We start from the raw sequence: 26079 nt of genomic DNA on the forward strand, positions 1-26079 counted from the left end.
ACTTGTCCAACTGGGGCAAGTGCTCTTAGTCAGGCGTTGAGGGCCAGATGAGCGAAGAGATGCCGCGCCTGGTTCGTCAGCCAATCCGGCGACTGGCAGCATAGCACCAGCCGCCGGCTGGCCCATGCGTCGGCAATGCGCACTTCGGATAATGCATGCGACCTGCGAAAGCGCCTTGCGGCCGTGGCGGGAATAATGGCAATGCCTGCCCCGTTGGAAACGAGACGGCATATGCCCTCAAAGCTTCGCACCCGGACGCGCAACTTCAGCTTTCTGCCCAGTCGCATGGCCTGATCTTCAATATGACTTTGCAGCGCTCCGTCCATAAGGCCTATGAAGTCCTGGTCCAGGACTTCCCGGAAGGCGATGTTGGCTTGTCCCGCAAATCTCCACTGCTTGCCAGCAACGATCACCAGTCTGTCCGTGGCGAAATGGCGGAGGTGCAGGTCGCCGGTTTCCACGGCATCGGATAGGATGCCAATCTCTGCGTGGCCGGCCGATATCGCCCGCGCGATCTCAGCACTCTGTCGCTCCTTCAAATCGAGATCGATCGTCGGATGCATGGCCATCCAGGATGCAAGCCGTCCCGGAAGAAACTCCATTATCGCGGCGGTATTGGCGAGTACCTGGATCGTTGCCCGCAATCCTTTGGCATGTTCGCTCAACTCGCCGCGCATGCGTGCCATCTGGCGCTCGATCAGCCGCGCGTGGTGAGCCAAGGCCTCGCCCGCTTGTGTCAGCGATACGCCTCTGCGGCCGCGTTCCAGGAGCATCACGTTGCCGGTGGCCTCCATCGCCCGCAAACGCTCACTTGCGGCCGCAAGCGACAGGCCGACCTCGGCCGCACCACGGGTGATATTGCCCGCCTCGGCAACGGCGAGAAAGAGACGGAGATCAGCAAGGTCAAAGCGCATCCTCGACGATTACACCGGAATCAGCCTTCGGACCAGCCGAAGCCTGGGTTCCGACAATCCGCATTGTGCGCGACGGCAGATCCGCTATTCCCGAGCACATGGAAACACCGCTTGCCCTCCTCGCGCTCATCGCCGTGATCTTCTTCGTTGCCGGGATCGTCAAGGGCATCACCGGCATGGGTTTACCCACCGTGGCGATGGGCTTGCTGGGCTCGCTCGTTTCTCCTCTTGCTGCGGCCGCTTTGCTGGTGATGCCATCGCTCATCACCAATCTCTGGCAGTTGGTGGCGGGACCGAGCTTCGTTCCGGTAACGGTGCGCCTCTGGCCAATGATGCTCGCAATCACCGTGGCGACGATCGCAGGCACCGCCTTCATCACCAGCGGACACAGCAACGGGCCGACCGCCGCACTCGGCGCAGTGCTCATGCTGTATGCGATCTATACGCTCCTCGCCCGGCCACTCAGCGTCTCAGCGCGGCTGGAACGGTGGCTTTCTCCGGCAATCGGCCTTGTGACAGGCATGATCACCGGCGCGACCGGCATTCTCGTCGTCCCAGCGGTCCCTTATCTGCAATCGCTCGACCTATCCCGAGACGATCTCATACAGGCCTTAGGTCTGTCTTTCACCGTCTCGACGATTGCACTTGCCGGCGGACTTGCGTGGCACGGTGAATATCACGCGGGCGCTGTGATGACGTCCGCGATCGCCATCATTCCCGCACTTGCCGGCATGGCTGCCGGACAAGCCATACGCGCAAGGATCAATCCTGCCACGTTCCAAAAGTGGTTCCTCATCTGCCTGTTTGCACTGGGCTGGAAATGCTGCTCCGGGCGTTCCTGTAAGATCGCAAGGGTCGGAGACTCCCTTTTCGTGTGGGATATCGCTTCGATTGCGCCGCCGCTGAAGTTTTTGTCATCAGGATGTTTTGTCCGGCTGGCATCGCTCTATCTCTCTTCGAAAGAATTGCATCCACCGATCACCATGCGACCGAGCGGAGACTGCCATTTGGCAACGGAAACGGAACTGAAGCTAGAACTGAGCGCCGACGCTGTCGACACGCTGCTGGGATCCGGCTTGCTGGGCGAGCCGGTCTCTGTGGATCCCTTGACCTCGATCTATTTTGACACCCCCGACCACCTGGTGTGGGAGGGCGGCTATTCTCTGCGAATCCGTACGGTTGGCGAAGCGCATGTCCAAACGGTAAAGACGAAGGGCTCGAACAGTGCCATCTTTGCGCGCTCTGAGTGGGAAGCGCCGGTCACAGGCAACACACCTGTGATCGACTACACGACCCCGTTGAAGGCGGAACTTGATATCGACGGCACCGCTTCCGTCGCGCAGTTCTCTACAACAGTAAAACGGCATCGGTGGAACGTCGATCAGGACGGGAGCAGGATTGAAGCCGCGTTGGACATGGGCTTGATCGTCGCCGGCGACCGCCAGATGCAGATACGGGAATTGGAACTGGAGCTGAAGGACGGCAAGCCAAATGCCCTGTTCATCCTTGCCCGCAGAATCGAGGCGCTTGTTCCGATCCGTTTCGGTGTCGTTTCAAAAGCAGAGAGAGGATACCGTCTGCTCGGCGAGCAGGAAACGGCCTGCAAATCGGAGCCCGTGCACCTCGATCGCGATCTGCGGGTTTCTGGTTCGTTCCAAGTCATCGCTGAGGCATGTTTCCGGCAATTCCGGCTGAATGAATCGATCCTCATGGATCGCGCAAACCCGTCGGCACTCCATCAGGCCCGCGTTGCACTCAGACGGCTGCGGTCCGCCTTCTCGCTCTACAAGATGATCCTGGTTGATGTGGAATCCCATCGGCTCAAGGATGAGCTGAGGTGGCTGACCGGTATTCTCGGAACGGCGCGCAACATCGATGTCATGATTGCCAGGGTCGGAAGCAGCGACATCAGAAGCTACCTGCTTGAAGCGCGCGACAGCGCCTATGAGGAGGTGCTGAATGCGCTTTATGGCTCGCGCGCCAAAGCCCTTATGCTTGACCTTAACGAATGGCTCCACTGCGGCGAGTATCTCACGCTGCCGGAAACGGCGGAGATCCGCAACGGACCGGTGGTCGATTTCGCAATCGAGGTTCTCGACCGTCAACGCAAGACGCTGAAAAAGCGGGGCAAGTCTCTGGTGGAGGCTGACGACGAGCACCGGCACGAAGCGCGAAAGGCCGCGAAGAAGCTCAGATACGCAAGCGAATTCCTAAGCTCGTTGTTCACCAGCAAGCAGGCAGAGCGACGGTACGGCAAGTTTATCAAGTCGATGGAACAACTGCAGGATGAACTCGGTCTTCTGAACGACATGGCAACCGCGCCGACTGTCGTTCACGACTTGGAGCTGGATTCACATCCCGACGCTCAATCCCTGATTGTCGTTGGCGACCGCGAAAAATTGGTCAACGCCGCACAGTCGTCCTTGGATGAGCTGATGGAACGGAAGAGATTCTGGCGGGGATGAACCGGACAAGCCCGACGTCATGACAAGCGTCCGCCGTGCTTTCGAGCTGATCTCTGATGCTACGGAGACGCTGAAGCCGGAGCAGCTTCACCTGACGATCAGCGTGACGCCAACCTTCGCCTCGAAGTGGCTAATCCCCCGCCTTCCGGACTTCACGGCGGCCCAACCCAACATCGATCTGCGCATCCTGGCGAGTGATCGCATTGCCAACTTCCAAACCGACGCAGTGGATCTCGCGATCCGTTATGGCCGGCTACCCTTCGGATCGGGCCTGAACGCGGAACTTCTCTTCGAGAACGTCCTTGTTGCCGTCGGCAGCCCTTTGCTGGTGGAGAAGCTGGGCCCGCCCGGCCAGGATGGCAATTTCCCGCGCTACCCGCTTCTTCACGACGCCCACGATTCTTGGCCGCAGTTTCTGGAATTGGCGTTTCCGGACGATCTGCCGACGACCGCCAAGAACATCCGGTTCAATCAGACGTCGCTGGCGCTCGAGGCCGCGATTGCTGGCCAGGGTCTCGCTCTGACGAGCACGTTCTTCGTCGAGGACGACATAACGTCGGGCCGCCTCCTGCGCGTGTTGCCGACCGAACTCACTGTTGGTTCCGATTTCTACGTCGTCTCGCCACGCAAGCCCCGTCATCCGGCCTCTGTGGCAGCGGTAAAACGCTGGCTGGCAGACGCTGCAGGCCGGTAACAACCAGCGACAAACACGCCAAGCCTAAGCGTGCAACTGACCCCGACACCGTTCGGGTTACATCGCAGATCGGCAATCGAGGCGTTGTCGAAACGCTTTCATGTGAGGCCCTCTCACAGAGGCGGTGTGCATCGGCACCAGCGTTGAATGCCGACTTGTGGGGAAAGGCATCCAGATTGTGACGGAACGCACAAGCAAAGTCTTGGCATGAGCGGAGCCGACTGGTGCCGCTCCGATTTCTATAGTAGCCCTCAGTTTGCAGTCAGAATTGCATGCTACCGTGCGGAAGAACAATCATCGGGATGTCCAGATGACGCGAACAAACATAGGCGTGTTGCAGTTGTCTCTTCTAGCCTTGGTGCTGGCAGGATGCACGAAGGTCGAACCCCTGGAAACCGCCGCCGTCACACAGTCAATCCCGTCAGCCACGAAGACGGATCAGGCGGTTATCGCAGACGCAGTCAGCCGCGGCCCCGTCGGAGTGAAGCCCCTTGCCTGGGCCAACCCATCAACGGGAAGTGTTGGCGTGATTGAAGAAATCGGCGTTGATCCTGAAAGTTCGTGCCGCGCCTTTGTGACGACCCAGCGCACGCTCGAGGGAGAAACCCGCTTCAAGGGTCTCGCCTGCCCGTCGGGCGAGTCTGACTGGAAGCTCGGTCCGGTACGATAACCGCGATGCCCCCGTCCTCGAGCCGAACAGCCGACTCGAGCTGCTTTAGCCGTTCTCCTGCGCAGGTCGTCGCAACGGCGCTTCTGCTTCCTTATTGCCGGCGATCGCGGGCCGGCGCGCGCCGGTGTCTCATACTCGACCAGGCGCGATCGCCCGCAGCTCAGGCGCATGATCGGCGCCGTCGGCCTCGAGACGGAACACGGACGGACGTTCGCGGAGACGCGCGGCTTGCCCGGCGAGGATGGCGGAGGCGGCGTTGCTTTCCTCCACCATGGCAGCGTTTTGCTGCGTATCCTGGTCCATGCGCCACCGCGGCCTCCTCCTCGAGCTTTGCGTTGGTGATTGCAGACTGACGGAAGACTTCGAGCGCCCTCGCCACGAGGCTGCGCTCCGACAAGATCAGGCGTTTTCCCTCGTATGCCGCCGCTCCAGTTTTGGAGGTGGCACCCATTTCATCAACTGTCCCATCTGGCGAGGTTCCAGCTGAAGAAGGATGCGCGGACGCAGCTGAGAAGCCGCGTCCGCGCGAGAGCTGCCGATCAGACGAGGTCGAAACGATCGGCGTTCATGACCTTGGTCCAGGCTGCGACGAAGTCCTTGACGAACTTCTCCTTGGCATCGGACTGGCCATAGACTTCGGCAAGGGCGCGAAGCTGCGAGTGCGAACCGAAGATCAGGTCGACGCGGGTACCGGTCCACTTGAGCTCGTCCGTCTTGCGGTCGCGTCCCTCGTAGATGCCCTCCTTGCCGGCAACGGGAGACCACTGCGTGCCCATGTCGAGCAAGTTGACGAAGAAGTCGTTCGTCAACGCCTCTGGACGCGACGTGAAGACGCCGTGCTCGGGCTCGCCCGCCCTCAGCACGCGCAGCCCGCCGACGAGAACCGTCATTTCCGGTGCGGTCAGCGTCAACAGGTGCGCGCGGTCGACGAGAGCCTCTTCCGGCTTCATGAATTGCCGGCCGCCGACATAGTTGCGGAAACCGTCGGCGCGCGGCTTAAGCGCCGCGAAGGAGGCCACATCCGTCTGCTCCTGCGAGGCATCCGTGCGGCCAGGCGTGAACGGCACGGTGACGTCACGACCTCCAGCCCTTGCTGCTTTCTCGACACCGGCTGCACCGGCAAGAACGATCAGGTCGGCGAGCGAGATCTTCTTAGCCCCAGTCTGGGCAGCATTGAAGTCTTTCTGGACGCTTTCGAGGACGCCAAGCACCTTGGCGAGCTGCGCCGGCTGGTTGACTTCCCAGTCCTTCTGCGGCGCAAGCCGGATGCGCGCGCCATTGGCGCCGCCGCGCTTGTCGGAACCGCGGAAGGTCGAGGCGGACGCCCAGGCGGTCGAGACCAGCTCCTGCGCGGTGAGGCCGGTTGAGAGAACCCTCTCCTTCAGGGCAGCGATGTCCTTGTCGTCGACGAGCGGATGATCGACGGCCGGGACCACGTCCTGCCAGATCAGGTCTTCTGCCGGGACTTCCGGACCGAGATAGCGAACCTTCGGTCCCATGTCGCGGTGGGTCAGCTTGAACCATGCGCGGGCAAAAGCGTCGGCGAACTGATCTGGGTTCTCGAGGAAGCGGCGCGAGATCTTCTCATAGGCCGGATCGAACCGCAGTGACAGGTCGGTGGTCAGCATGGTCGGGAGATGTTTCTTCGACGCGTCATAGGCATCCGGAATGGAAGCGTCGGCATCCTTGGCCTTCCACTGCTTCGCGCCGGCCGGGCTTGCAGTCAGCTCCCATTCAAAGCCGAACAGGTTTTCGAAGAAGAAATTGCTCCACTTCGTCGGGGTCTGCGTCCAGGTCACTTCCAGGCCGGCGGTGATGGCGTCCTTGCCGACACCGGTACCGAACGTGCTCTTCCAGCCGAGGCCCTGATCCTCGATCGCGCCGCCTTCCGGCTCGGCACCGATCAGCGATGGATCGCCGGCACCATGCGTCTTGCCAAAGGTATGACCGCCGGCGATCAGCGCCACGGTCTCCTCGTCGTTCATCGCCATGCGCGCAAAGGTTTCGCGGATGTCGTGGGCAGCTGCGACCGGATCGGGATTGCCGTTCGGGCCTTCGGGATTGACGTAGATCAGGCCCATCTGCACGGCGCCAAGCGGCTCCGAGAGCTCGCGTTCACCGCTGTAGCGTTCGTCGCCCAGCCAGGTGCCTTCCGGACCCCAGAACAGTTCCTCGGGCTCCCAAACATCCGCACGGCCACCGGCAAAACCGAACGTGTTGAAACCCATGGATTCCAGAGCGACGTTGCCCGTGAGGATCAGCAGGTCGGCCCAGGAGATCTTGTTGCCGTATTTCTGCTTGATCGGCCACAGCAGGCGGCGGGCCTTGTCGAGGTTGGCATTATCAGGCCAGCTGTTGAGAGGCGCGAAGCGCTGCTGGCCGGCACCGGCACCGCCGCGACCGTCGGTGATGCGGTATGTGCCAGCACTGTGCCAGGCCATGCGGATGAACAGGCCGCCGTAGTGACCGAAGTCGGCCGGCCACCAGTCCTGCGAATCGGTCATCAGCGCGTGAAGGTCCTGCTTCAGCGCGTCGAGGTCGAGCGTCTTGAATTCCTCGGCATAGTCGAACGCCTTGCCCATCGGATCGGCAAGACCGGAATGCTGGTGAAGAATCTGAACGTCCAGCCGGTCCGGCCACCAGTCGCGGTTGGATCGACCACGGGGCGTATTGCCATGCGCAACGGGACATTTGCCTGCGCTCTCGGGTTTCTGGTCCATAACGTTCTCCTTGATTGCTTTGAATTTTCTGCCGTCCAAAGGGAGCTTTGCCAAACCACCCGGCCCGGCCGAGCTGCGCCGTTCCCGAATGAGGCTTTGTGCTCGAGCCGAAGACACCGGTCGACGCGCATCCTCCCTTTGCTTCTTCATATCGGAAGCTGATCATAATTCTAAGTTAGATTTACTGATCGTTACGATAACCTAAAATTATGAAAATCCTGAGGGCCCACAGCGCAGCGTTTCTGACTTGGATGCGAGCACCGTGGCATGCCGTCGGGTTTTTGGCGTTGGCAAAAACATTGCCTACCGCGGGCTGTGCGTAGCGTTTCCATGCAGCCGAGGGCCGTGGCCAAGACGTTCGGATTTTAACGCCTCGCTGCCCGGCTGACCGGCGAATTGTCGGTGGCCGGCTTCCGGAGGGTGGCCGCCATCGTTCCCCTACAGACTCCCGCCTCCATCACAAAACTCCCCGGGCGCATCACTGTCGCATGTCCATTTGACAGATATCCTACAAGTGGATATGTGTCTCTTGTCTGAAACTTTTGCAGCGGGATTGGCATGCCACTCAAGACCATGAAGCCTTTGACGAGAGCCCCGCTGCTGCATGTTTCCGTGCAGGAGAGCCTGCGCGCATACATCAACGACAATGGCTTGAAACCGGGCACCCTTCTGCCGGCCGAGAGCGAGCTCGCAGCCCAGCTCGGCGTCAGCCGCAACTCCCTGCGCGAGGGCATCAAGGCGCTTGAATCTCTCGGTGTGCTGGAATCGCGTCGCGGCGTCGGGATCTTCGTCAAAGCGTTCTCCTTTGAGCCGCTGCTCGACAATCTTGCCTATGGTCTTGGCGGCGCGCTTCGCCAGATCGAGGAAGTCATCGAGATTCGCCGGACGCTCGAGGTCGGTCTGATCGGCAAGACGCTGGAGACGATCAGCAAGGACGACATTGCCGAGCTTCGCGCCGCCGTCAACCGCATGAAGGCGCATGCGGAACGTGGCGAAGCCTTCGCCGAGGACGACCAGCTCTTTCATCGCCTGCTGTTCCGCTGCCAGCAGAACGAGACGCTGAGCCGGCTGATCGACGTGTTCTGGCTCGCTTTCTACAAGGCCTCGGATTTCGTCAATCTCGACAATGTCGATCCGATGGCCACCTGGCGGGATCACGCCGCCATTGTCGATGCCGTCGAGGCCCGGGACCTGGAGGAGGCCCGCCGGCGTCTCGACCACCACTACGAGGGCATCGCCCGAGTTATCGCAAACAACAAGACAAGTTCAAATGTGGGAGGAACGCAATGAAAACTCTGTCTCGACTTTCGGCGATCGCGATCGCTGCGATGATGGCAACAACCGTCGCATCGGGCTTCACCCGCCCGGCACAATCCGCAACCCTGTCGGGCGGTTTCGACGTCGGCCCCGGTGGCTTCCAGGGCAATTTCAATCCGCTGGCCGCGACCGCCGGCTTCACCTGGCTCAGCATCTATTTCGAGCCACTCGTCGCCTACGATGCGAAGCTGCAGAAGACGGTCGGCGTCCTTGCCTCCTCCTATGAGATCAGCCCGGACCAGCTGACCTACGCGTTCAAGCTCGCCGACGCGAAATGGCACGACGGAAAGCCATTTACGGCAAACGACGCCAAGTTCACGATCGGGCTCGCCAAGAACGCCAAGACCGGCTCCGTCCTGGCAGCCCGCCTGTCACCGGTATCGGCGGTCGAGGCTCCCGATGAACATACGCTGGTCATCAAGCTCAGCGCACCATCCGCGAGCCTCATAGATACGCTTACCAAGGTGATGATGCTGCCCGAGCATGCGCTGTCGTCAATACCGGCCGACCAGCTCGCCAAGAGCCCGTGGTGGTCGACGTCACCGATCGGCACTGGTGCCTTCAAGTTCACCAAATATGTCAACGACCAGTACGTCGAACTCGCCGCCAACACCGATTACCGGGGCGGTAAGCCGGCTCTGGAGAAGATCATCAATCGCTACTTCGCCGATCCGGCGGCCGCGATCGCCGCGCTTCGCGCCGGCGAGATTCAATTCACCTATGTCGATTCTAACGATGTCCCGACGTTCAAGGATGACACGTCCTTCCAGGTGATCGAAGGCAACTCGTTCGTCGTCAATTACCTGGGATTCAACCATGAATCACCGATCTGGAAGGATTTGCGTGTCCGTCAGGCCGTGATGCACGCGATCAACCGCGATGCAATCATCCAGAGCCTCTACGGAGGCGCCGCCAAGCCGGCCAACTGCGCCTACGTCGCCGACCAGCTCGTGCCGAAGGATATCGACCCCTATGCCTACGATCCCGAAAAGGCAAAGGCGCTTTTGAAAGAAGCGGGCTGGGACGAGATCAATGGTGGCAAGCCGATCACGCTTTTGACCTACTACACGACGCCATTGGCGACCAACGTGCTCGCTGCAGTTCAAGCGATGCTGGCGCAGGTTGGCATCAATGTCGTGCCGCGCGCAGTCGATGCTCCGACCTATAACAGCATCGTCCTGAAGCCGGATGCCGATATCTCGCAGTTTCAGCTGGTCTATGCCGGTCTGCAAAACGGACCGGATGCCGGCAGCATCAATGTCGGGCTGAATGAAAAGCAGATTCCGCCCGCCGGCCCGAACGTCGTTCGCGCCCGCATACCCGATCTGACTGCCGCGCTCGACACTGCCCTTGCCGAGCCCGACGCGGCAAAGCGTGACGAACGCTACCGGCAGGTCTGCAAGGTCATGAACAGTCAGCTTCCCTGGGGCACGCTCTGGGTGGCGAACCGCTATGGCGTCGTCTCCACCAAGGTCAAGGATTTCGTCTGGACCCCCGCTCCCGGAGGCGGTCCCTACGAGGCCGATCCGCAACATTGGTCGATCGCTGAATAAGGCCGCCCATGGTACGAGAGGGTGGCGTTCGCCACCCTTTCAGGACGGAGTTGCAATGCTGACATTTAGCCTCCGGCGCTTGGCGATCGGGATAGGCATGCTGCTCGCGTTGAGCATGCTGATTTTCCTTCTGCTGCGCCTCACCCCTGGTGATCCGATCGATGCCTATATCGATCCGAACATTCCGTTGTCGCCGGCTGATCTGGCTGAACTGCGCAGCAGGCTCGGCCTCGATCAACCGCTGCCTGTGCAATACCTGGCCTGGCTGCAGCAGGCGTTGACCGGCAATCTCGGCTACTCGATCAAGCGCATGGATCAGCCGGTGCTCGGCCTCGTGCTGTCACGCATCGGTCCCACCATCCTGCTCATGGGAACGGCTCTCGTCATCTCAATTATTGTTGGCATCGCCACCGGCATCGTAAGCGCCGTGCGACGCAATTCGGTCACCGACGTTTCGTTCTCGGTGCTTGCGCTTGCCGGCATTTCAAGCCCGGCTTTTCTCAGTGCGTTGATCGGACTTTACGTCTTTGCCGTACGGCTCAACTGGATGCCATCTGGCGGCATGCTGACACCCGGCGAGCCGTTCTCGGTCCTCGATCTGCTGCATCACCTGATCCTGCCTGCCTGCCTGCTTGCAGTCGCCCAGGCAGCGTTGATCATGCGCTACATGCGCGCCTCCCTATTGGAAGTGCTCAATCAGGACTACGTGCGCACGGCGCGGGCCAAGGGCGTCATCGAATTCTGGGTGATCGTCAAGCACGCCTTGCGCAATGCGCTGCTGCCTGTTGTCACGCTCATCGGTTCGACCATCGGTCTTGCCATCGGCGGCGCCATCTTCATCGAGAGCGTCTTCAATTGGCCGGGCATGGGTCTGCTGCTCGTCGATTCGGTCGAAACCCGTGACTATCCGGTCATCATGGGCGCCACACTCATCATCGGAGCCTGCGTCATCGTGGTCAATCTGCTGACGGACATGACCTATGCGGTGATCGATCCGCGCATCAAGGTGGGCTGAGCATGCTGGCCAGAACCCCCACCCGCAGTCCCGGTCCTCTCGCCCGCGCGCTCGACCGCTTCCTGATCAACCGTGCTGCCGTTTTCGGCGTCTGCCTGGCTCTTCCTGTGTTGGCGATGATCCTGTCCTACCCGCTCTGGTGGACCTTCAAGCCAAACGACATTGACCTATTGGCGATGAACAGCGGTCCAAGTTCCAAACACGTCTTCGGCACGGACGGCGTCGGACGCGACGTGTTTGCGCGCGTGATGGAAGGCGGACGCATCTCGCTCCTCGTGGCCGTTGCCTCGACGCTGCTGTCAGCGATCATCGGCTTTCTTTTCGGCGCCGTCTCCGCCCTTGCCGGCCGCTGGGCAGACGCCGTCGGCATGCGGTTTGTCGATCTCGTCATGACGCTGCCGCCCGTGATTTTTCTCCTTGTGCTCGCCTCGATCGCCGGCACGGGCATCTGGCCGACCGTCCTCGTCATTTCGCTGCTGTCCTGGCCGCTCCTGGCACGAATGGTGCGCGCGCGGCTCCTGGAATTGCGCGAGCGCGACTTCGTCATCGCCGCGCGGGGAATGGGCGCTGGCCTGCCGCACCTCCTCTTCCGGCACGGTCTGCCGAACTCGATCGATATCCTGGTTGTCTACGCCACGCTGCAGATCGCCAACGCCATCCTGCTCGAAGCCGGCCTTTCCTTCCTTGGTCTCGGCATTGCCCCGCCGGCCGCCAGCTGGGGCAACATGCTGAACGCGGCCCGCTCGACGGCGGTGCTTGAACAATATCCCTGGCAATGGCTGTTCCCAGGCGGGGCTCTCATCCTCGCGGTTCTTGCCATCAACTTCATCGGCGACGGTCTTCGGGACGCTTTCGACCCTCGCGCTGAACTAAACTGATCATTCGAAAGAAGAGACAATGACAAAATTCAAGGGTGTAATTCCTCCAGTCGTGACGCCTCTCAATGCGGATTTCACGGTCGATTATCCGTCCTATACGCGGGTTCTGGAGCATCTTATCGACGGTGGATGCCACGGCGTTTTCGTGCTTGGTTCGACAAGCGAGGTAATCTTTCACGACGACAAGACGCGCCGCCAGATCATCGAGCATTCGGCAAAGGTGGTGAACGGGCGCGTACCGTTGATCGTCGGCGTCATAGATGCGACCACGGATCGCGTCATTCATCACGCAGACGTCGCCAAGCGGGCGGGCGCCGATGCCGTGGTTGCCACCGCGCCGTTCTATACCGTCACCAGCCAATCGGAAATCCTCGACCACTTCCGCTTTATCCGTGACGCCGTCGACGTACCGCTCGTCGCCTACGACATTCCGGTCTGCGTGCACGTCAAGCTGCAACGCCAGACGACGGTGACCTTGGCCAGGGAAGGCACGATCATCGGCCTTAAGGATTCCAGCGGCGACGACGGCAATTTTCGCTATGCCCTGCTCGATCTTGCCGACCGGCCGAACGTGTTCCTGATGACCGGTTCGGAAATCGTCGTCGACAATGCCTTGCTGATGGGGGCCCATGGCGTTGTTCCTGGCATCGCCAATGTCGATCCGCATGGCTATGTGCGCCTCTGGAACGCCGCCCAGCGTGGGGACTGGGTCGCCGCGCGCAAGGAGCAGGAGCGGCTCTGCCGTCTCTTCGAAATCGTCTGGGTCGCCCAGGGCCGCGTCAGCGGCGGTGCCTCCGGCATTGGTGGCTTCAAGACCGCAATGAAGAGCCTCGGCATTATCGATACCTCCGTCATGCCGCGTCCGCGCGCCGCCCTCAATGAAGCAGAGACGGCAAGGATCAATGAGATCCTGCGTGCAACCGGTCTGCTTGGCGGGTGACCACCATGCAGTCAGCCGAACCGGTTCTTGCCATTCAGGGCCTCAAGACAATCTTCCGCATTCGCGGCGGCGATGTCACGGCCGTCAACGACGTCGACCTGACGGTGGGCGCAGGAGAGACCGTGGCTCTGGTAGGAGAATCCGGTTCGGGCAAATCCGTGACCAGTCTTTCCGTCATGCGCCTTCTCACCCGCAACATCGGATCGATCGCAGCGGGAAGCATCCGGCTGCGCCGCAAGGATGGTTCCGGGCACGACCTCGTTACGCTGACCGACGAGGAAATGCGCGACATTCGCGGCGACGACATCGGCATGGTCTTCCAGGAGCCGATGTCCAGCCTCAATCCCGTCTACACGATTGGCGACCAGATCGCCGAGCCAATTCGCATTCATCGCGGCGCAACCCGAAAAGCCGCAATGGCTACTGCCGTTTCGCTCTTGGAAAGCGTCGGGATCCCCGATGCCAAACGGCGCGCCGGCCAGTATCCGCACGAGCTGTCCGGCGGCATGCGCCAGCGTGCGACGATCGCCATGGCACTTGCCTGCGATCCGACATTGCTGATTGCGGATGAACCGACGACCGCACTCGATGTGACGATCCAGGCGCAGATCCTCGATCTGCTGCTGAAGCTCCAGCGCGAGCGCGGCATGGCCATCCTTTTCGTCACGCACAATCTCGGCGTCGTGGCCCAGATCGCCCATCGCGTCGCCGTCATGTACACCGGCCGCATCGTCGAGGAAGGGCCGGTCGGCGAGGTCTTCAGCAATCCGAAGCATCCTTACACAAAGGGCCTCCTTGCCTCGATGCCCCGGCTTGGCGACGCGACACGGATGAAACAAGCCGGCGAAAAGCTCGCCGCCATTCCGGGCGTCGTTCCAAGCCTCGTCAACATGCCCTCGGGCTGCACCTTTGCGCCGCGCTGTCAATTTGCGATCGAGGCGTGTCGCAAGGCGGTGCCGGCGCTTGAACCCGTTGGACCGCTTCATAAGAGCCGATGCATTCGCTGGCGGGAGATCTAGATGACCGAACCTCTGCTTTCCGTCCGCGATCTGTCCAAACACTACGCATCCCATGGCACGCGGCTGACCATTTTGAAGGATATTTCCTTCGACATCGGCAAGGGCGAAGTCGTGGGGCTGGTCGGCGAATCCGGAAGCGGTAAAACGACGATCGGCCGCTCGGTGCTGCGCCTGGTCGAGCCGTCCGCCGGCAACGTCCGTTTCGACGGCGTCGAACTGACCGGCCTTTCACCGTCGGCGATGCGCCGCATGCGCCCGCGCATGCAGTATATCTTTCAGGACCCGTTCGCCAGTCTCTCGCCGCGCATGACCATCGGCGAAATCCTGACGGAGGGATTGAAAATCCAGCGCATCGGAACCCGCGCGGAGCGGATGGAGCGCGCCCGCATCGCGCTCGAGCAGGTCGACCTGCCCGCCGAGGCGATCAATCGCTATGCCCACGAGTTTTCAGGCGGGCAGCGCCAGCGCATTGGCATTGCGCGCGCACTGACACTGACCCCGGAGCTGATCGTCGCCGACGAGCCGGTGTCGGCGCTCGATGTCTCCATCCAGGCGCAGGTCATAAACCTGCTGCGCGATCTGCAGCAGCAGCTGGGGCTGACCATGCTGTTCATCTCGCATGACCTTGCGGTCGTAGAGTATATTTGCGATCGGGTGATCGTCCTCTATCTCGGTCGGATCATGGAAATCGCTGCGAGCGGCGATCTCTACGCCCGGCCGCAGCATCCCTATACGCGCGCGCTTCTCTCGGCCATTCCCTCGACCGACGTCGGCGCCAAGCGCGAGCGGCAGGTGCTGAAGGGCGAAATCCCGAGCCCCGCCAACCCTCCGAGCGGCTGCGTTTTTCGCACCCGCTGTCCGCACGCGATCGAGGCCTGCGGCCAGGCCGCACCGGAACTGCGGGAAGTCGCGCCGGGACACTTCAAGGCCTGCATTCGCGATGACATACCATTGGGAGCCATGCCTTGACGACGCAAAGACGGCATTCGATCGCCGGCAATTGGGCGAGCCTTCTGTTGCCCATCATGGAGAACGACGAGATCGACTTTTCTGCACTCGGCGAAGAGATCGACATCCTTGTAGAAGCCGGCGTCGACGGCATCTATTCCAACGGCACGGCTGGTGAGTTCCATAATCAGACCGAAGCCGAGTTCGACAGGATCCAGGCAACGCTTGCCGAGCGTTGCGCAGGGACCGGCATACCCTTCGTGATCGGCGCGTGTCAGCCGGACCCGCGGATCGCGCTCTCCCGGATCATACGCGCGGTGGCCCTGAAGCCTCTGGCGATCCAGGTCATTCTGCCGGATTGGTGGCCGGTAGCCGATCTGGAGGCGATCGATTTCCTGAAGCGCGCGGCGGACTGCGCCGAGGGCATCCCCCTGATCCTCTACAATCCGCCACATGCAAAGCGGGTTCTCACGCCCCGAGACCTGGCCGCCATCTGCGGCCCCTCCCCTTGCGTTGTCGGCATTAAGCTCGCCGACGGCGATGCGGATTGGTATGCGGCGGCGCGCGAACACCTCTCGGCGCTCGCGCTTTTCGTCCCCGGCCATCATCTTGCGACCGGCATGAAACACGCCGGTGCCGCCGGCGCGTTTTCCAATGTGGCCTGCCTCAGTCCGCGCGGCGCCCAATGGTGGACCGACCTCATGGCAAAAGATATCGACGCCGCTCTGGCTATCGAGAAACGGATTTGCGCGTTCATGGACAGCCACATCGTTCCATTTCGCCAGACCCAGGGCTATTCGAATGCGGCGCTCGACAAGTTGCTTTGTGCGATCGGTGGGTGGGGCCCGGTTGGAACGAAACTCCGTTGGCCATACCGTTCCATTGAAAAAGCCGAAGCCGAGCGGCTGAGTAAGATCGCACGCGCGGAACTGCATGAACTCTTCCAATGAGCGCACTGCTCAGCCCTTGGCCCCCTGAACGTCTGGCGAAAGGCACCCATTTGTCTGACTGAGGAGCGCAATCGGATCAATCGTGCGTGGGAATATGCGAGTCGACCCCGGTCGTCTCGATCTTGTTCCGGACATGCCGCACGCCGTCGACCGCAAGGGCAGCGAGTTCGACCTTCCGTGCCATTCCGATCGTTTCGACTTCTCCTTCGAGGGTCACGGTATGGCCGTCTGCATGAACGTCGATACTATCGACATCAACATCAGGGATGTTCTCGAGATTCTCCGTCACCTTCGCTTCCAGCTCGTCGCTGTCGTCGCGATCGATCATCCCCGGGCGCAGTGAGTCCTTAAGAGGGTTCTCGTTGCCGTTCTCGTCCACACCGTCCACCCGCAAGCCGCTGTTGTTGTCTCGGCCGGGGTCACCTGAAGCTTCGCCATAGGCGCGATTTGCCGGAGCGGGCCGCTTTGGCTCCTTGTCGGCATAAGGCCAGCCTTCATCGATATTGCGCTCTTCGAAATCGCGATAGTCTCCTTCACGCGACAGTTCTTTATCGTTCCTGGGCATGATGATCTCCATGGGTTGCGCTGTCTTGGAGAAACTCATCGGTCCCGAAATGGTTCAGGAGCTTGTGTCGTACTCAATGCTACCGTGGAGATAGGACGGATCGCTACCGCTGCCGCTCTGACATTAACTTTGGGTTAACCATAATCGTCGTTTACCATGGGTAGCGGCCTCAAGGGTCGTTGATTCGGAAGTCCACCGCGAAATCTGCGCATGGATGTGAGGAAAGACGATTGCGGCGACCCGAAACGTTCAGTTTACTGAAGGCGTCATGCTTGGCATTGCTTGCCGGGCTCCTCGTTGGATGTCAGTCGTCGGGAAACGTCAGGTCCCCAAACATTTCCGAGACGGTGCCCGCCGAGACGGCGCTGGCCTTGCCTCCGCCTGGCGGCCCCTCGATCGTCAGCGTCGTCGAGCACAAGCGTGGCAACGGCACCGAGCAGATGATTTCGCTCTACACGTCGTCATCCGTGCCAGGCCAGAATTTTCTCAAGGTACAGTTCCTCGGCGCGTCGGGAGCCAATCCCGGTACTGGAAACGCCTCGTATAAAATGATCAGCGAAAACGGGATAATCCGCGAGGCTTTTGTGGCCGTTCCCGGCGTGCAAATGACGCGGTCCACGACCTATCTACAAAACAGCTATGGACCGTTCGGCTATGCCTCGGGCGAGAGCGGTTCGGGCGATACCTGTATTTATGGCTGGCAGCAGATCCGCTCGAGCAGATCCGCTCATACGCAAGCGCGTAACTTCGGAATGATCCAGGTGCGGTTGCGCCTCTGCGATGCGCGGGCAACCGAAAGGCAGTTGCTTGGAATCATGTACGGCTACACGATCGTCGGGATGCTGGACGGAGAAATCTGGAATCCATTTGGATCTCCGCAGGGTATTGATCCGACGCTCGGGCGCCCTGGCAATCCGATCTATCCGGACCAAGGCGGTTACAGGAACATGCCGATGGCCTTTGGCTATGAACCGGCCCGCCCGGAAATCCAATCGCGTGTCGTTCGCGTACGCAGCGTTCAGCCGAAAGCTGAGGAGGCGCCTGCCCAGTTACCGCTGCCGACAGGTCCTCGCGTGCCGTTGCCGGACGCCTCGAGCGATTTGCCACAGCCAGGCATGTCAGCAGTGCCTTCGAACGAACAGACGCAACCGAGATCCGCGACGGCGAGCGGCCTAACGGTGCCATCGCCAGACTGTATAGGGGATTCGGCCATGACGGCCGTGTGCCGAAGATAGACGTGGGAAGGCTGCGGTGTTCCCAAGCACCCGGCCTGCATTGTCAAAGGGATCTTGATGCATAAAGCCCGGAGCATCATTACGTGGGCCTTCGTTTCTCTATGTGTGATCGCGCTGATCACATTGCCAGTGAACCTGCAGACCCAGCTGATTGCGAGCATTGTCGTCGTCGCCGTAATGGCGATCATCAAGGGGCTGAAGGCTGAAGGCACCTGGAGGCTGATCGCGCTTGCCTTCGGCACCTCAATTGTTCTTCGCTATGTCTACTGGCGCACGACCAGCACGCTGCCGCCGATCAATCAGCCAGAAAACTTCATCCCCGGTCTGCTGCTCTACCTCGCGGAAATGTACAGCGTGGCGATGCTGGCGCTCAGCCTGTTCATCGTCGCCACCCCCCTGCCGCCGCGCCCTTCGCGGGCGAGCAAGGAAGAACGCTTTCCCCACGTCGACGTGTTCGTCCCCTCCTACAACGAGGACTCGCACCTCCTCGCCAATACGCTGGCCGCCGCGAAGGCCATGGATTATCCCGCTGAGAGGCTGCATGTCTGGCTGCTGGACGATGGCGGCACATTGCAGAAGCGCAATTCCAACAAGCTTCTCGAAGCCCAGGCGGCAGCGGCGCGTCACAACGAGCTCAAGAAGCTCTGCGAGGATCTCGGCGTACGCTACCTCACGCGCGACCGAAACGAGCATGCCAAAGCAGGCAACCTCAACAATGGAATGAAGCATTCGAGCGGCGAGCTGATTGCCGTATTCGATGCGGACCACGCGCCGGCACGCGATTTCCTGCTCGAGACCGTCGGCTATTTCGACGACGATCCGAAGCTGTTCCTTGTCCAGACACCGCATTTCTTCATCAACCCGGATCCCCTGGAACGAAATCTTCGAACCTTCGAGAGAATGCCGAGCGAGAACGAGATGTTCTACGGCATCATCCAGCGCGGTCTCGATAAATGGAACGCAGCATTCTTCTGCGGCTCAGCTGCCGTCCTCAGCCGAAGGGCACTGGAATCCCAGGGCGGATTCAGCGGTATCAGCATCACGGAGGACTGCGAAACCGCCCTTGCGCTGCATGGCAGCGGATGGAACAGCATCTATGTGGACAAGCCCCTGATCGCCGGGCTGCAGCCGGCGACCTTTGCAAGCTTCATCGGCCAGCGCAGCCGATGGGCACAGGGAATGATGCAAATTCTGCGCTTCCGCTTCCCCTTGTTGAAGCGGGGCCTGACACTGCCGCAACGCCTTTGCTACATGTCGTCGACGCTCTTCTGGCTCTTCCCGTTTCCGCGCACGATCTTTCTGTTCGCGCCGCTTTTCTACCTCTTCTTCGATCTGGAGATCTTCACCGCATCGGGCGGCGAGTTCCTTGCCTATACGCTGGCATACATGCTTGTGAACCTGATGATGCAGAACTACCTCTACGGTTCCTTCCGCTGGCCTTGGATCTCGGAACTCTACGAGTATGTTCAGACGGTTCACCTGCTCCCGGCAGTGGTTTCGGTCATGCTCAATCCGCGAAAGCCAACGTTCAAGGTTACGGCGAAGGACGAGTCGATCGCGGTCAGCCGTCTTTCGGAAATCAGCCGACCGTTCTTCGTCATCTTTGCCGTACAACTGATTGCTCTGGTGGTGACGATCTTTCGTATCTACGCCGAGCCGTATAAGGCCGACGTGACCTTGGTGGTCGGCGGCTGGAACATCATCAACCTGATCATGGCCGGCTGCGCCCTAGGCGTCGTTTCCGAACGTGGCGAGCGGGCTGCGTCCCGTCGCGTGCGTGTAAACCGGCGTTGTGAATTCGGGGTCAACGGCAAGTGGCACACGGCATCCATCGAGGACGTCTCGGTGCACGGTGCCCGGCTGCATGTGTTCAACAAGCAGCTGGATCCGATGGTGATTGGCGCCGAGGGCGAGATACGCTTCCAGCCTCACAGCGGCGCAAGCATCGAAACGCTGCCGCTTATCGTCCGCAATATCCAGCCTTCAGGCGAGATTCTGGCTGTTGGCTGCCAATATAGTCCGAAGAACGCCCTCGACCACCGCCTGATCGCCGACCTGATGTTTGCGAATTCCGATCAGTGGACGCAGTTCCAGCAGGCGCGCCGCCACAACCCAGGTCTCATTCGCGGAACGATCTGGTTTCTCGGCCTGTCGCTCTATCAGACAAGCCGCGGCCTCGTGTACCTTTTCCGCAGCATGCGGCCCGAACGCGAGCGGCAGAGCCAGGTCGCGAAGGCAGGCTACCGATGAAAAAGATCACATCGATCTTGGCGTTTCTCCTCGCGGCTTCAGTAGTTGCCTATGCGCAAACGCCGCCTTTCGACATGTCGGGTGAACGTGAGCAGGGCAGTGCGCCGATGGTGCCGAGACTGACGTTCCCGGCGACGCCTGCACCGGCAGAGGCGCCGCCGCGGTCTGCATCGCCTGCACCGACACCGGTGGCGCCCATGCCTGCCGCGCCCACCCCTTTCTCCATGGCACCCGCTTCACCATCAGCCTCGGCAACGCCACCATCGCAACCGCAGGCGCCGGCCGACGTTGCTCGACCGCAGCCTTCGCCACCAGTCGTCCCGGCGCAGGCGCAACGCCCTGCGCAACCGCCCATCCAGCGAGCTGGTCAAAGCTCGGTTCAAAGGTACATCATCCCTTTCGCCAAGTTCGGCCTGGATGGCGAGTATGATCGCAGGTCGTGGTCGATCTACATCACGCCAGAGCAGGCTGCCGCGCCAGCGAAGTTCAACTTCTCCTATCAAAATGCCGTCGTCGTTGCCCCGGAGGCGTCGCAACTAACGGTTCTTCTGAACAACAGGATCGTCGGTCAACAACCGATCGCCTCGTCGGACGCGCCATCGAACGTCTCCTTCGACGTGCCCGCGGGACTGCTACAACCGGGCGCGAATCTTCTGACATTTGAAGCCACCCAACGCCATCGCACCGACTGCACTGTTCAATCGACGTATGAGCTTTGGACGGACATCGACCCGGCAAAGACCTATCTGAGCTTTAGTGGGCAAGAGGCCGCGAAGTTTTCCAGTACAGACGCCATCCGCGCGACCGGTGTAGACGAAACCGGCAAGACGCAGTTCAATTTCGTCGTACCGGCGCTCGAGCAGCCGGGCACGACAAAGCCTCTCTTACGCCTTGCCCAGGGCCTCGCGGTTCTAAGCGGCATGCCGAATGAAACCTTTTCATTCACGCCTGACACGTTGCCGCAAACGGGTGCGGGTCGCATGACTGTCGTCGTTGGAACGCCGGCCGAGCTGCAATCAGTCATCGCGACGCCGCCGGCCGCGCAAGCAGCGCCGCTGGCCTCGTTCGTGACGGACCCGAAGTCTGGGGCACCCGTTCTTTTGATCAGCGGCCCGTCCTGGCCAGCAATCTCGTCCGCTATCGACACGATCGTTTCGACAACGGATCGCCCAGCGACGGCCGTTCGCGACACGCTGGTAACCCAGCGTTGGAGCGCGCCGGATGCGCCGCTCGTTCTCTCCGCCGCGAACCTGACGTTTGCGCAGCTGGGCGTGCCGACAACGGAGTTTTCAGGACGACGCTTCCGTACCAGTTTCAATATCGCCGTGCCGTCCGATTTCTATGCGAACGCCTATGGCGAAGCCACAGTACTACTCGACGCAGCCTATACGCAGAATGTCCTGCCCGGCAGCCATATCGACATCTATGTCAACGGCAACATCGCATCGACGGTGCCCATTTCGTCAACAGGGGGGGGCATCTTCCGGCACTTGCCCATTCGCGTGACGATGCGGCATTTCAAGCCGGGTTTGAACACGCTGTCGCTTGAAGCCATCCTGATGACGAAAGAGGACGAGGTCTGCGTGCCTGGCACGACGGCCGGCGCAGCACCGCGCTTTGCGCTCTTCGACACCAGCGAGCTTCACATTCCCGACTTTGCCCGGATCGGGCAACGGCCGAACCTCGCCGGCCTATCTGGAACCGGCTATCCCTATAACCGCGCGACGCAGCCAACGCCCCTCTTCATCGACCGGATTGATAGCGATACACTGTCGGCGACCGCTACGCTGCTCGGACAAATGGCGATCGTTGCCGGCCGCCCGATCGACGTTGAGCCGGCAGCGACGCCGGGCGCCATCGGCGAGCGAGACGCCATTTTCATTGGATCGATCTCGCAGATGCCGCCGGCAGTGCTGACGCAGCTGAACATAGCGGCGAGCAGTCAGGCCTCTTGGCGGCCCCCCGCCGCGGCCCAATCGAACCAGACCGAACCTTCCGTGACCTTTGACGATTGGCGCTCGAAAGTTAGCGGCGGAGTATGGCGCGGGCAGATCACCTCATTTCAGGAGTGGCTTCGCCGCAACTTCGACATTTCGCTGAGTTCGCTGCAGTTCGTGCCCGGGTCGGAAGAAGCCTTCACGCCCTCGAACGACGACAGCTTCCTGATCGCTCAGGGCAAAAGCGCCGCAGGGGGATCGTCCTGGACCATCGTCACGGCTCCTTCCGCCGAGGACCTGCGTGAGGGCGCCGAGGCAGTTGCCGCACAGGTCAACTGGCCGCAGGTCGCCGGTCATATCACCACTTATTCCAGCAAGACCGGCAAGGTCGAAAGCGTCCCGGTCGGTCGCTTCGATTTCGTGGCCTCTCAGCCGTGGTCAATCTCAAATTATCGTCTGATCGCTGCGAACTGGTTGTCTACGAACATACTGTCCTACGCCTTCCTTCTGGTCGTCCTTTCGCTTCTGATCGGCGTTGCCACGGCAAGCATGCTTTCCAGGCTGGGCAGGCGCGAATGAAGAGACTGTTGAAACTGATCTGCGCCGCAAGCTTCGCGGTTGCCGCCGCCTGCCAGTCCGCGCAGGCGCAAGGTCCGGGGATCAACCCGCAGGCATGGGGCGCCTATAAGGCGAAGTTCCTGGATGCCAGCGGCCGCATCGTCGATGATGCAAACGCCAATATCAGCCACAGCGAGGGCCAAGGGTATGGTCTGCTGCTTGCCTACCTTGCCGACAGCCCCGCAGACTTCGAGCAGATATGGTATTTCACGCGCACCGAACTGCTGCTGCGCGACGATGGCCTGGCGGCCTGGAAATGGGATCCGGCCGTTACGCCGCATGTCACCGATATCAACAACGCGTCGGACGGCGATCTGTTGATTGCCTATGCGCTGGCCCTTGCGGGGTCTGCCTGGAACAGAAGCGACTATATCGAGGCGGCCGCGAAGATGGCCCAGGCGCTTCTTTCGCATGTCGTGGTCAGTTCAGGCGGACACACGCTACTGCTGCCGGGCGTCAGCGGTTTTGATTCCTCCGATCGCAAGGACGGCCCCATCGTCAATCCCTCCTACTGGGTCTACGAGGCGATCCCGATCATGGCGCTGCTGGCGCCGTCTAACGCTTGGCAGAAACTGTCGGATGACGGCCTGTCGCTGTTGCGGTCGATGCAATTCGGCCCACGAAAGCTGCCCGCCGATTGGGTGAGCCTCGATCACATGCCGGAACCCGCCAAGGGCTTCGACGCGGAATTCGGATACAACAGCCTGCGCATACCGCTCTACCTTGTTCGCGCGGGAGTTTCGGACAAGGCTCTGCTGTCAAGATTACGCCAGGGAATGACCGCCGAGGACGGCACTCCGGCGACGATCAACCTCGCGTCCGGCAAGCCAAAGACGCTGCTGTCGGACCCGGGTTATCGAATTGTTAACGATGTCGTGGCCTGTGTGACAGACGGAACGAAGCTGCCTGAGTCGTCGCAGCAGTTTGAGCCATCGCTCTATTATCCATCGACCCTTCATCTTCTTGGGTTGGCATTTGTCGGGGAGAAGCATCCGGAGTGTCTGTGAGATCCTCATCCGTTGCAATTGTTGTCGCGGTGGCGGTGGCCGGTCTGGTGACGGCCCTGAAGGATCGTGCGGCACTTCAGGAGATGTTGGGCTTCGGCGGATCGGGTCACGCGCCCGCGCCACAATTCATGCTCATGGGTCGTGTCACGGGGCCGGAGATCGGCCCCAAGCCTCAGATCGACGTACAGGCGATTGCAGATCGGCTGCAGGCCGCAACGACGGTCCCGCCGCTGCCTCAGGAGAGCGAGACTGCCGGTGACGAGGCCGAAAAATCCGTAACGGTCGCGCAGGCACCGCAAGGGCAGCCTGCTGCTGGTCAGCCAGCAAAGCCGGCTCAGCCGAAAGTCGACGAGAGTGCGTTGCGCTATTTCGCCAGCCGTGGTGACAAGGCGCGACTGCAGGCCGAGATCGCGCGCCTCCAGGCGCTCTACCCGAACTGGGTGCCACCCGCCGACCCTCTGGCCGTTCCGCAGAGCGGTGACAGGCAACTGGAACAGATGTGGCAACTGTATTCGGAGGGACGCTACGCGGAGCTTCGCAAGGCTATTGCCGATCGACAGGTCTCCGAATCGGGATGGCAGCCGCCGCCCGACTTGCTTGACCGACTGGATGTCGCGGAAGCCCGTGCACGCCTCGTCAATGCATCCGACCTGAAGCAATACGCAACCGTCGTCCAGATCGGCGCCAACACGCCGAGCCTTTTGACATGCAGCGACATCGATGTGCTCTGGCGGGTTGCCGAAGCCTTCGCGAGGACGGATCGCGCGCCCCGCGCCCGGGATGCCTATATGTATATCCTCAAGAACTGCACGAATCCGCAGGAGCGCCTGGCGACCATTCAGAAAGCGTCTGCTTTGCTGTCCTACGCAACGATGCAGGATCTCCTGGGGCTCGAACGCCCCGATGGCAACGGCGGTCGCGAGTTCGACAGCATCCGCAATGACCTTGCCCGCCGCTTCGTCGCGGCTGGCAACGATGACCCCGATCTCGTTGTGGCGCCGGCTTACCTCTCGATTGTTCAACGACTTGCCGAAACCGAGGGCCTGGCATCCGACAGCCTTATTCTCGGCTGGTACCAGCTTCGCCGGGAGAACTATGCGGATGCCGAGAAATGGTTCCGGGCAGCCCATGACAAGGAAGACACGGCAATTGCTTCCCAGGGTCTGGCGCTGACGTTGATCGCGGAAAAAAAGCCCCAGGAGGCGGAGGACATCATGTACAAATGGCGTGGCGCCTCCAAGGATGCGACCGCGACCTATCTCGCGGCGACGGCAAACCTGATGGCTCTGCAGCCACCCGCCGATCTCAGCGAAGAGGTGCTTTCACGCATCGCGGCAGAAATCATTGCCCAGAAATATGTGCCGACAGCACAGCAATTCGGCTGGTTCGCCCGCAGTCTCAACCAACCGCAAACGGCAGCGCGCTGGTTCGAAACGGCGTTGCGCTGGAAACCGGATGACGAGCCGTCCGCCTACGGGTTGGCCATCACGCGTCAGCAGTTGCGCGACCGGGCGGGTGTGGCCGAGATCCAACGGCTGTGGGCGGGAAAATCCGAGCGCATCGCCCAGTTGGGCGAGACAACCAACCGGCAAACGACGCAACCTCCCCTGCCCGCTCCCGGGCAGACGGCGCCGCAAGGCGCAGCCGCCTCGCCCCCTGAGATCGTTAGGGCACCTGGTCTCGATGAGGCCGCGAACCCGCCAGCCAGCGTTGAGGTCTCGCGCCAGCCTGCGATGCAAACGGTGACGGTTCGCCGCAGCGCGCGGCAGTTGCGCGGATGCACTACCACGCTCAATGCGCAATTGCTCCATCCTGAAGCGGCACTGTCGCGTGGGTGGTGCCTGATGGACATCGATCGCCCGATGGAGGCGGTAAAGGCGTTCGAGGCGGCGCTGCTCAGTCCAAACCGCAAAACGCGCGAAGATGCGGCCTATGGCCAGAGCCTCGCCTACCTGCGGGCCGGCCTATCCAACAATGCCGCCGTTGCAGCCACAAGGGCGCCGCAGACACAACAGCGCGCGGCGGAACTGCAGATTGCGATCTTGGCCGACAGGGCCTTGGCCGCCTTCGACGCCAAGCGTTATCGCGAGGCCTTGATATATCTCGATCAGCGCGCCCAGCTGCGCCAGGAGCCGATCGATTTGTTGGTGCTTCGGGGATATGCCTACTTGAACATGAAGATGTACGGCGACGCGGAACGGATATTCACGGCCGCCGCGGCGACCGGCAGCAAGGACGCGAACCGTGGTCTAGCCGATCTGAAGGCATCGACGCATCCCGACACCGTCGATTGAAATTGGCGTGAACAGTGCCACTTAGCGTGCGCCGGAGGCAACCACGGCCGTTACCAGCGTTGCCTCAGAACTCCGCCGGAGCGGATGCGC

The 26079-nt window shown here is 61.2% G+C and carries 20 protein-coding genes; 16 read left to right on the forward strand and 4 right to left on the reverse strand.

Annotation, left to right across the window (positions count from 1 at the left end; translation table 11 throughout):
* Positions 1–29: 29 nt before the first annotated feature.
* The gene (locus LPU83_RS54800) at positions 30–914 is read right to left on the reverse strand and encodes a LysR family transcriptional regulator (protein WP_024316114.1); all 885 of its coding nucleotides are present in this window, start codon (positions 912–914) and stop codon (positions 30–32) included.
* 98 nt (positions 915–1012) lie between these two features.
* On the opposite strand from LPU83_RS54800, the gene LPU83_RS75375 reads away from it, so the two are divergent.
* From LPU83_RS75375 to LPU83_RS54820, 3 genes are all read left to right on the forward strand, one after another.
* A complete protein-coding gene (locus LPU83_RS75375) occupies positions 1013–3379 on the forward strand; it encodes a TSUP family transporter (protein WP_024316115.1) in 2367 nt (788 codons plus the stop codon).
* Between the two features lie 19 nt (positions 3380–3398).
* On the forward strand, positions 3399–4073 hold the full coding sequence (locus LPU83_RS54815; RefSeq protein ID WP_082321232.1) for a LysR substrate-binding domain-containing protein: 675 nt from the start codon (positions 3399–3401) through the stop codon (positions 4071–4073).
* A 310-nt stretch (positions 4074–4383) separates the two neighbouring features.
* The gene (locus LPU83_RS54820; RefSeq protein ID WP_024316116.1) at positions 4384–4743 is read left to right on the forward strand and encodes an RT0821/Lpp0805 family surface protein; all 360 of its coding nucleotides are present in this window, start codon (positions 4384–4386) and stop codon (positions 4741–4743) included.
* 129 nt (positions 4744–4872) lie between these two features.
* Here LPU83_RS54820 and LPU83_RS54825 read toward each other — a convergent pair whose 3' ends face one another.
* Both LPU83_RS54825 and katG read right to left on the reverse strand, forming a co-directional pair.
* Entirely contained in the window at positions 4873–5046 is a 174-nt protein-coding gene (locus LPU83_RS54825) for a hypothetical protein (protein WP_374046199.1), read from the reverse strand.
* A gap of 236 nt (positions 5047–5282) precedes the next feature.
* Positions 5283–7463, reverse strand: coding sequence for a catalase/peroxidase HPI (gene katG / locus LPU83_RS54830; RefSeq protein ID WP_024316117.1), 2181 nt, complete (start codon positions 7461–7463; stop codon positions 5283–5285).
* A 558-nt stretch (positions 7464–8021) separates the two neighbouring features.
* Between katG and LPU83_RS54835 the strand changes: the two genes are divergently transcribed.
* Genes LPU83_RS54835 through LPU83_RS54870 form a run of 8 tightly spaced genes read left to right on the forward strand, consistent with a single transcriptional unit; the run spans position 8022 to position 16083 of the window.
* Entirely contained in the window at positions 8022–8753 is a 732-nt protein-coding gene (locus LPU83_RS54835; protein WP_024316118.1) for a FadR/GntR family transcriptional regulator, read from the forward strand.
* Positions 8750–10333: an ABC transporter substrate-binding protein gene (locus LPU83_RS54840; protein ID WP_024316119.1), complete on the forward strand. Its 1584-nt coding sequence runs from the start codon at positions 8750–8752 to the stop codon at positions 10331–10333. The genes LPU83_RS54835 and LPU83_RS54840 overlap by 4 nt, the downstream gene beginning before the upstream one ends.
* Positions 10334–10388: 55 nt before the next feature.
* A complete protein-coding gene (locus LPU83_RS54845) occupies positions 10389–11348 on the forward strand; it encodes an ABC transporter permease (protein WP_024316120.1) in 960 nt (319 codons plus the stop codon).
* Between the two features lie 2 nt (positions 11349–11350).
* Positions 11351–12226: an ABC transporter permease gene (locus LPU83_RS54850; RefSeq protein ID WP_037070015.1), complete on the forward strand. Its 876-nt coding sequence runs from the start codon at positions 11351–11353 to the stop codon at positions 12224–12226.
* 19 nt (positions 12227–12245) lie between these two features.
* Entirely contained in the window at positions 12246–13166 is a 921-nt protein-coding gene (locus LPU83_RS54855; RefSeq protein ID WP_024316122.1) for a dihydrodipicolinate synthase family protein, read from the forward strand.
* A 5-nt stretch (positions 13167–13171) separates the two neighbouring features.
* Positions 13172–14185, forward strand: coding sequence for an ABC transporter ATP-binding protein (locus tag LPU83_RS54860; protein WP_029710167.1), 1014 nt, complete (start codon positions 13172–13174; stop codon positions 14183–14185).
* Positions 14186–15154, forward strand: a complete 969-nt coding sequence (locus LPU83_RS54865; RefSeq protein ID WP_024316124.1) for an ABC transporter ATP-binding protein — start codon at positions 14186–14188, stop codon at positions 15152–15154.
* Complete coding sequence (locus LPU83_RS54870) at positions 15151–16083, forward strand: dihydrodipicolinate synthase family protein (RefSeq protein ID WP_024316125.1); 933 nt, start codon at positions 15151–15153, stop codon at positions 16081–16083. The genes LPU83_RS54865 and LPU83_RS54870 overlap by 4 nt, the downstream gene beginning before the upstream one ends.
* 76 nt (positions 16084–16159) lie before the next feature.
* Here LPU83_RS54870 and LPU83_RS54875 read toward each other — a convergent pair whose 3' ends face one another.
* The gene (locus tag LPU83_RS54875) at positions 16160–16648 is read right to left on the reverse strand and encodes a BON domain-containing protein (RefSeq protein ID WP_024316126.1); all 489 of its coding nucleotides are present in this window, start codon (positions 16646–16648) and stop codon (positions 16160–16162) included.
* 347 nt (positions 16649–16995) lie between these two features.
* Between LPU83_RS54875 and bcsN the strand changes: the two genes are divergently transcribed.
* From bcsN to LPU83_RS54900, 5 genes are read left to right on the forward strand one after another with little or no spacing between them, the layout of a single operon-like run.
* Positions 16996–17883 (forward strand): cellulose biosynthesis protein BcsN, encoded by an 888-nt coding sequence (gene bcsN / locus LPU83_RS54880; RefSeq protein WP_037070019.1) that lies wholly within the window; start codon positions 16996–16998, stop codon positions 17881–17883.
* A gap of 57 nt (positions 17884–17940) precedes the next feature.
* Positions 17941–20133 carry a UDP-forming cellulose synthase catalytic subunit gene (bcsA, locus tag LPU83_RS54885; RefSeq protein ID WP_024316128.1) on the forward strand — a complete coding sequence of 731 codons (2193 nt, stop codon included), beginning with the start codon at positions 17941–17943 and terminating at the stop codon, positions 20131–20133.
* A complete protein-coding gene (locus LPU83_RS54890) occupies positions 20130–22649 on the forward strand; it encodes a cellulose synthase BcsB subunit (RefSeq protein ID WP_024316129.1) in 2520 nt (839 codons plus the stop codon). Before bcsA ends, LPU83_RS54890 begins: the two co-directional genes overlap by 4 nt.
* Positions 22646–23695, forward strand: coding sequence for a family 8 glycosyl hydrolase (locus LPU83_RS54895; RefSeq protein ID WP_024316130.1), 1050 nt, complete (start codon positions 22646–22648; stop codon positions 23693–23695). Before LPU83_RS54890 ends, LPU83_RS54895 begins: the two co-directional genes overlap by 4 nt.
* Entirely contained in the window at positions 23692–25989 is a 2298-nt protein-coding gene (locus LPU83_RS54900; RefSeq protein ID WP_037070022.1) for a cellulose synthase, read from the forward strand. The genes LPU83_RS54895 and LPU83_RS54900 overlap by 4 nt, the downstream gene beginning before the upstream one ends.
* The last annotated feature ends 90 nt before the right edge of the window (positions 25990–26079 follow it).

Source organism: Rhizobium favelukesii, from assembly GCF_000577275.2.
Lineage (GTDB): Bacteria > Pseudomonadota > Alphaproteobacteria > Rhizobiales > Rhizobiaceae > Rhizobium > Rhizobium favelukesii.

Coding starts and splice junctions, on each gene's coding strand:
- LPU83_RS54800 (WP_024316114.1), bottom strand. CDS start 914: ATGCGCTTTGACCTTGCTGATCTCCGTCTCTTTCTCGCCGTTGCCGAG.
- LPU83_RS75375 (WP_024316115.1), top strand. CDS start 1,013: ATGGAAACACCGCTTGCCCTCCTCGCGCTCATCGCCGTGATCTTCTTC.
- LPU83_RS54815 (WP_082321232.1), top strand. CDS start 3,399: ATGACAAGCGTCCGCCGTGCTTTCGAGCTGATCTCTGATGCTACGGAG.
- LPU83_RS54820 (WP_024316116.1), top strand. CDS start 4,384: ATGACGCGAACAAACATAGGCGTGTTGCAGTTGTCTCTTCTAGCCTTG.
- LPU83_RS54825 (WP_374046199.1), bottom strand. CDS start 5,046: ATGGACCAGGATACGCAGCAAAACGCTGCCATGGTGGAGGAAAGCAAC.
- katG (WP_024316117.1), bottom strand. CDS start 7,463: ATGGACCAGAAACCCGAGAGCGCAGGCAAATGTCCCGTTGCGCATGGC.
- LPU83_RS54835 (WP_024316118.1), top strand. CDS start 8,022: ATGCCACTCAAGACCATGAAGCCTTTGACGAGAGCCCCGCTGCTGCAT.
- LPU83_RS54840 (WP_024316119.1), top strand. CDS start 8,750: ATGAAAACTCTGTCTCGACTTTCGGCGATCGCGATCGCTGCGATGATG.
- LPU83_RS54845 (WP_024316120.1), top strand. CDS start 10,389: ATGCTGACATTTAGCCTCCGGCGCTTGGCGATCGGGATAGGCATGCTG.
- LPU83_RS54850 (WP_037070015.1), top strand. CDS start 11,351: ATGCTGGCCAGAACCCCCACCCGCAGTCCCGGTCCTCTCGCCCGCGCG.
- LPU83_RS54855 (WP_024316122.1), top strand. CDS start 12,246: ATGACAAAATTCAAGGGTGTAATTCCTCCAGTCGTGACGCCTCTCAAT.
- LPU83_RS54860 (WP_029710167.1), top strand. CDS start 13,172: ATGCAGTCAGCCGAACCGGTTCTTGCCATTCAGGGCCTCAAGACAATC.
- LPU83_RS54865 (WP_024316124.1), top strand. CDS start 14,186: ATGACCGAACCTCTGCTTTCCGTCCGCGATCTGTCCAAACACTACGCA.
- LPU83_RS54875 (WP_024316126.1), bottom strand. CDS start 16,648: ATGCCCAGGAACGATAAAGAACTGTCGCGTGAAGGAGACTATCGCGAT.
- bcsA (WP_024316128.1), top strand. CDS start 17,941: ATGCATAAAGCCCGGAGCATCATTACGTGGGCCTTCGTTTCTCTATGT.
- LPU83_RS54890 (WP_024316129.1), top strand. CDS start 20,130: ATGAAAAAGATCACATCGATCTTGGCGTTTCTCCTCGCGGCTTCAGTA.
- LPU83_RS54895 (WP_024316130.1), top strand. CDS start 22,646: ATGAAGAGACTGTTGAAACTGATCTGCGCCGCAAGCTTCGCGGTTGCC.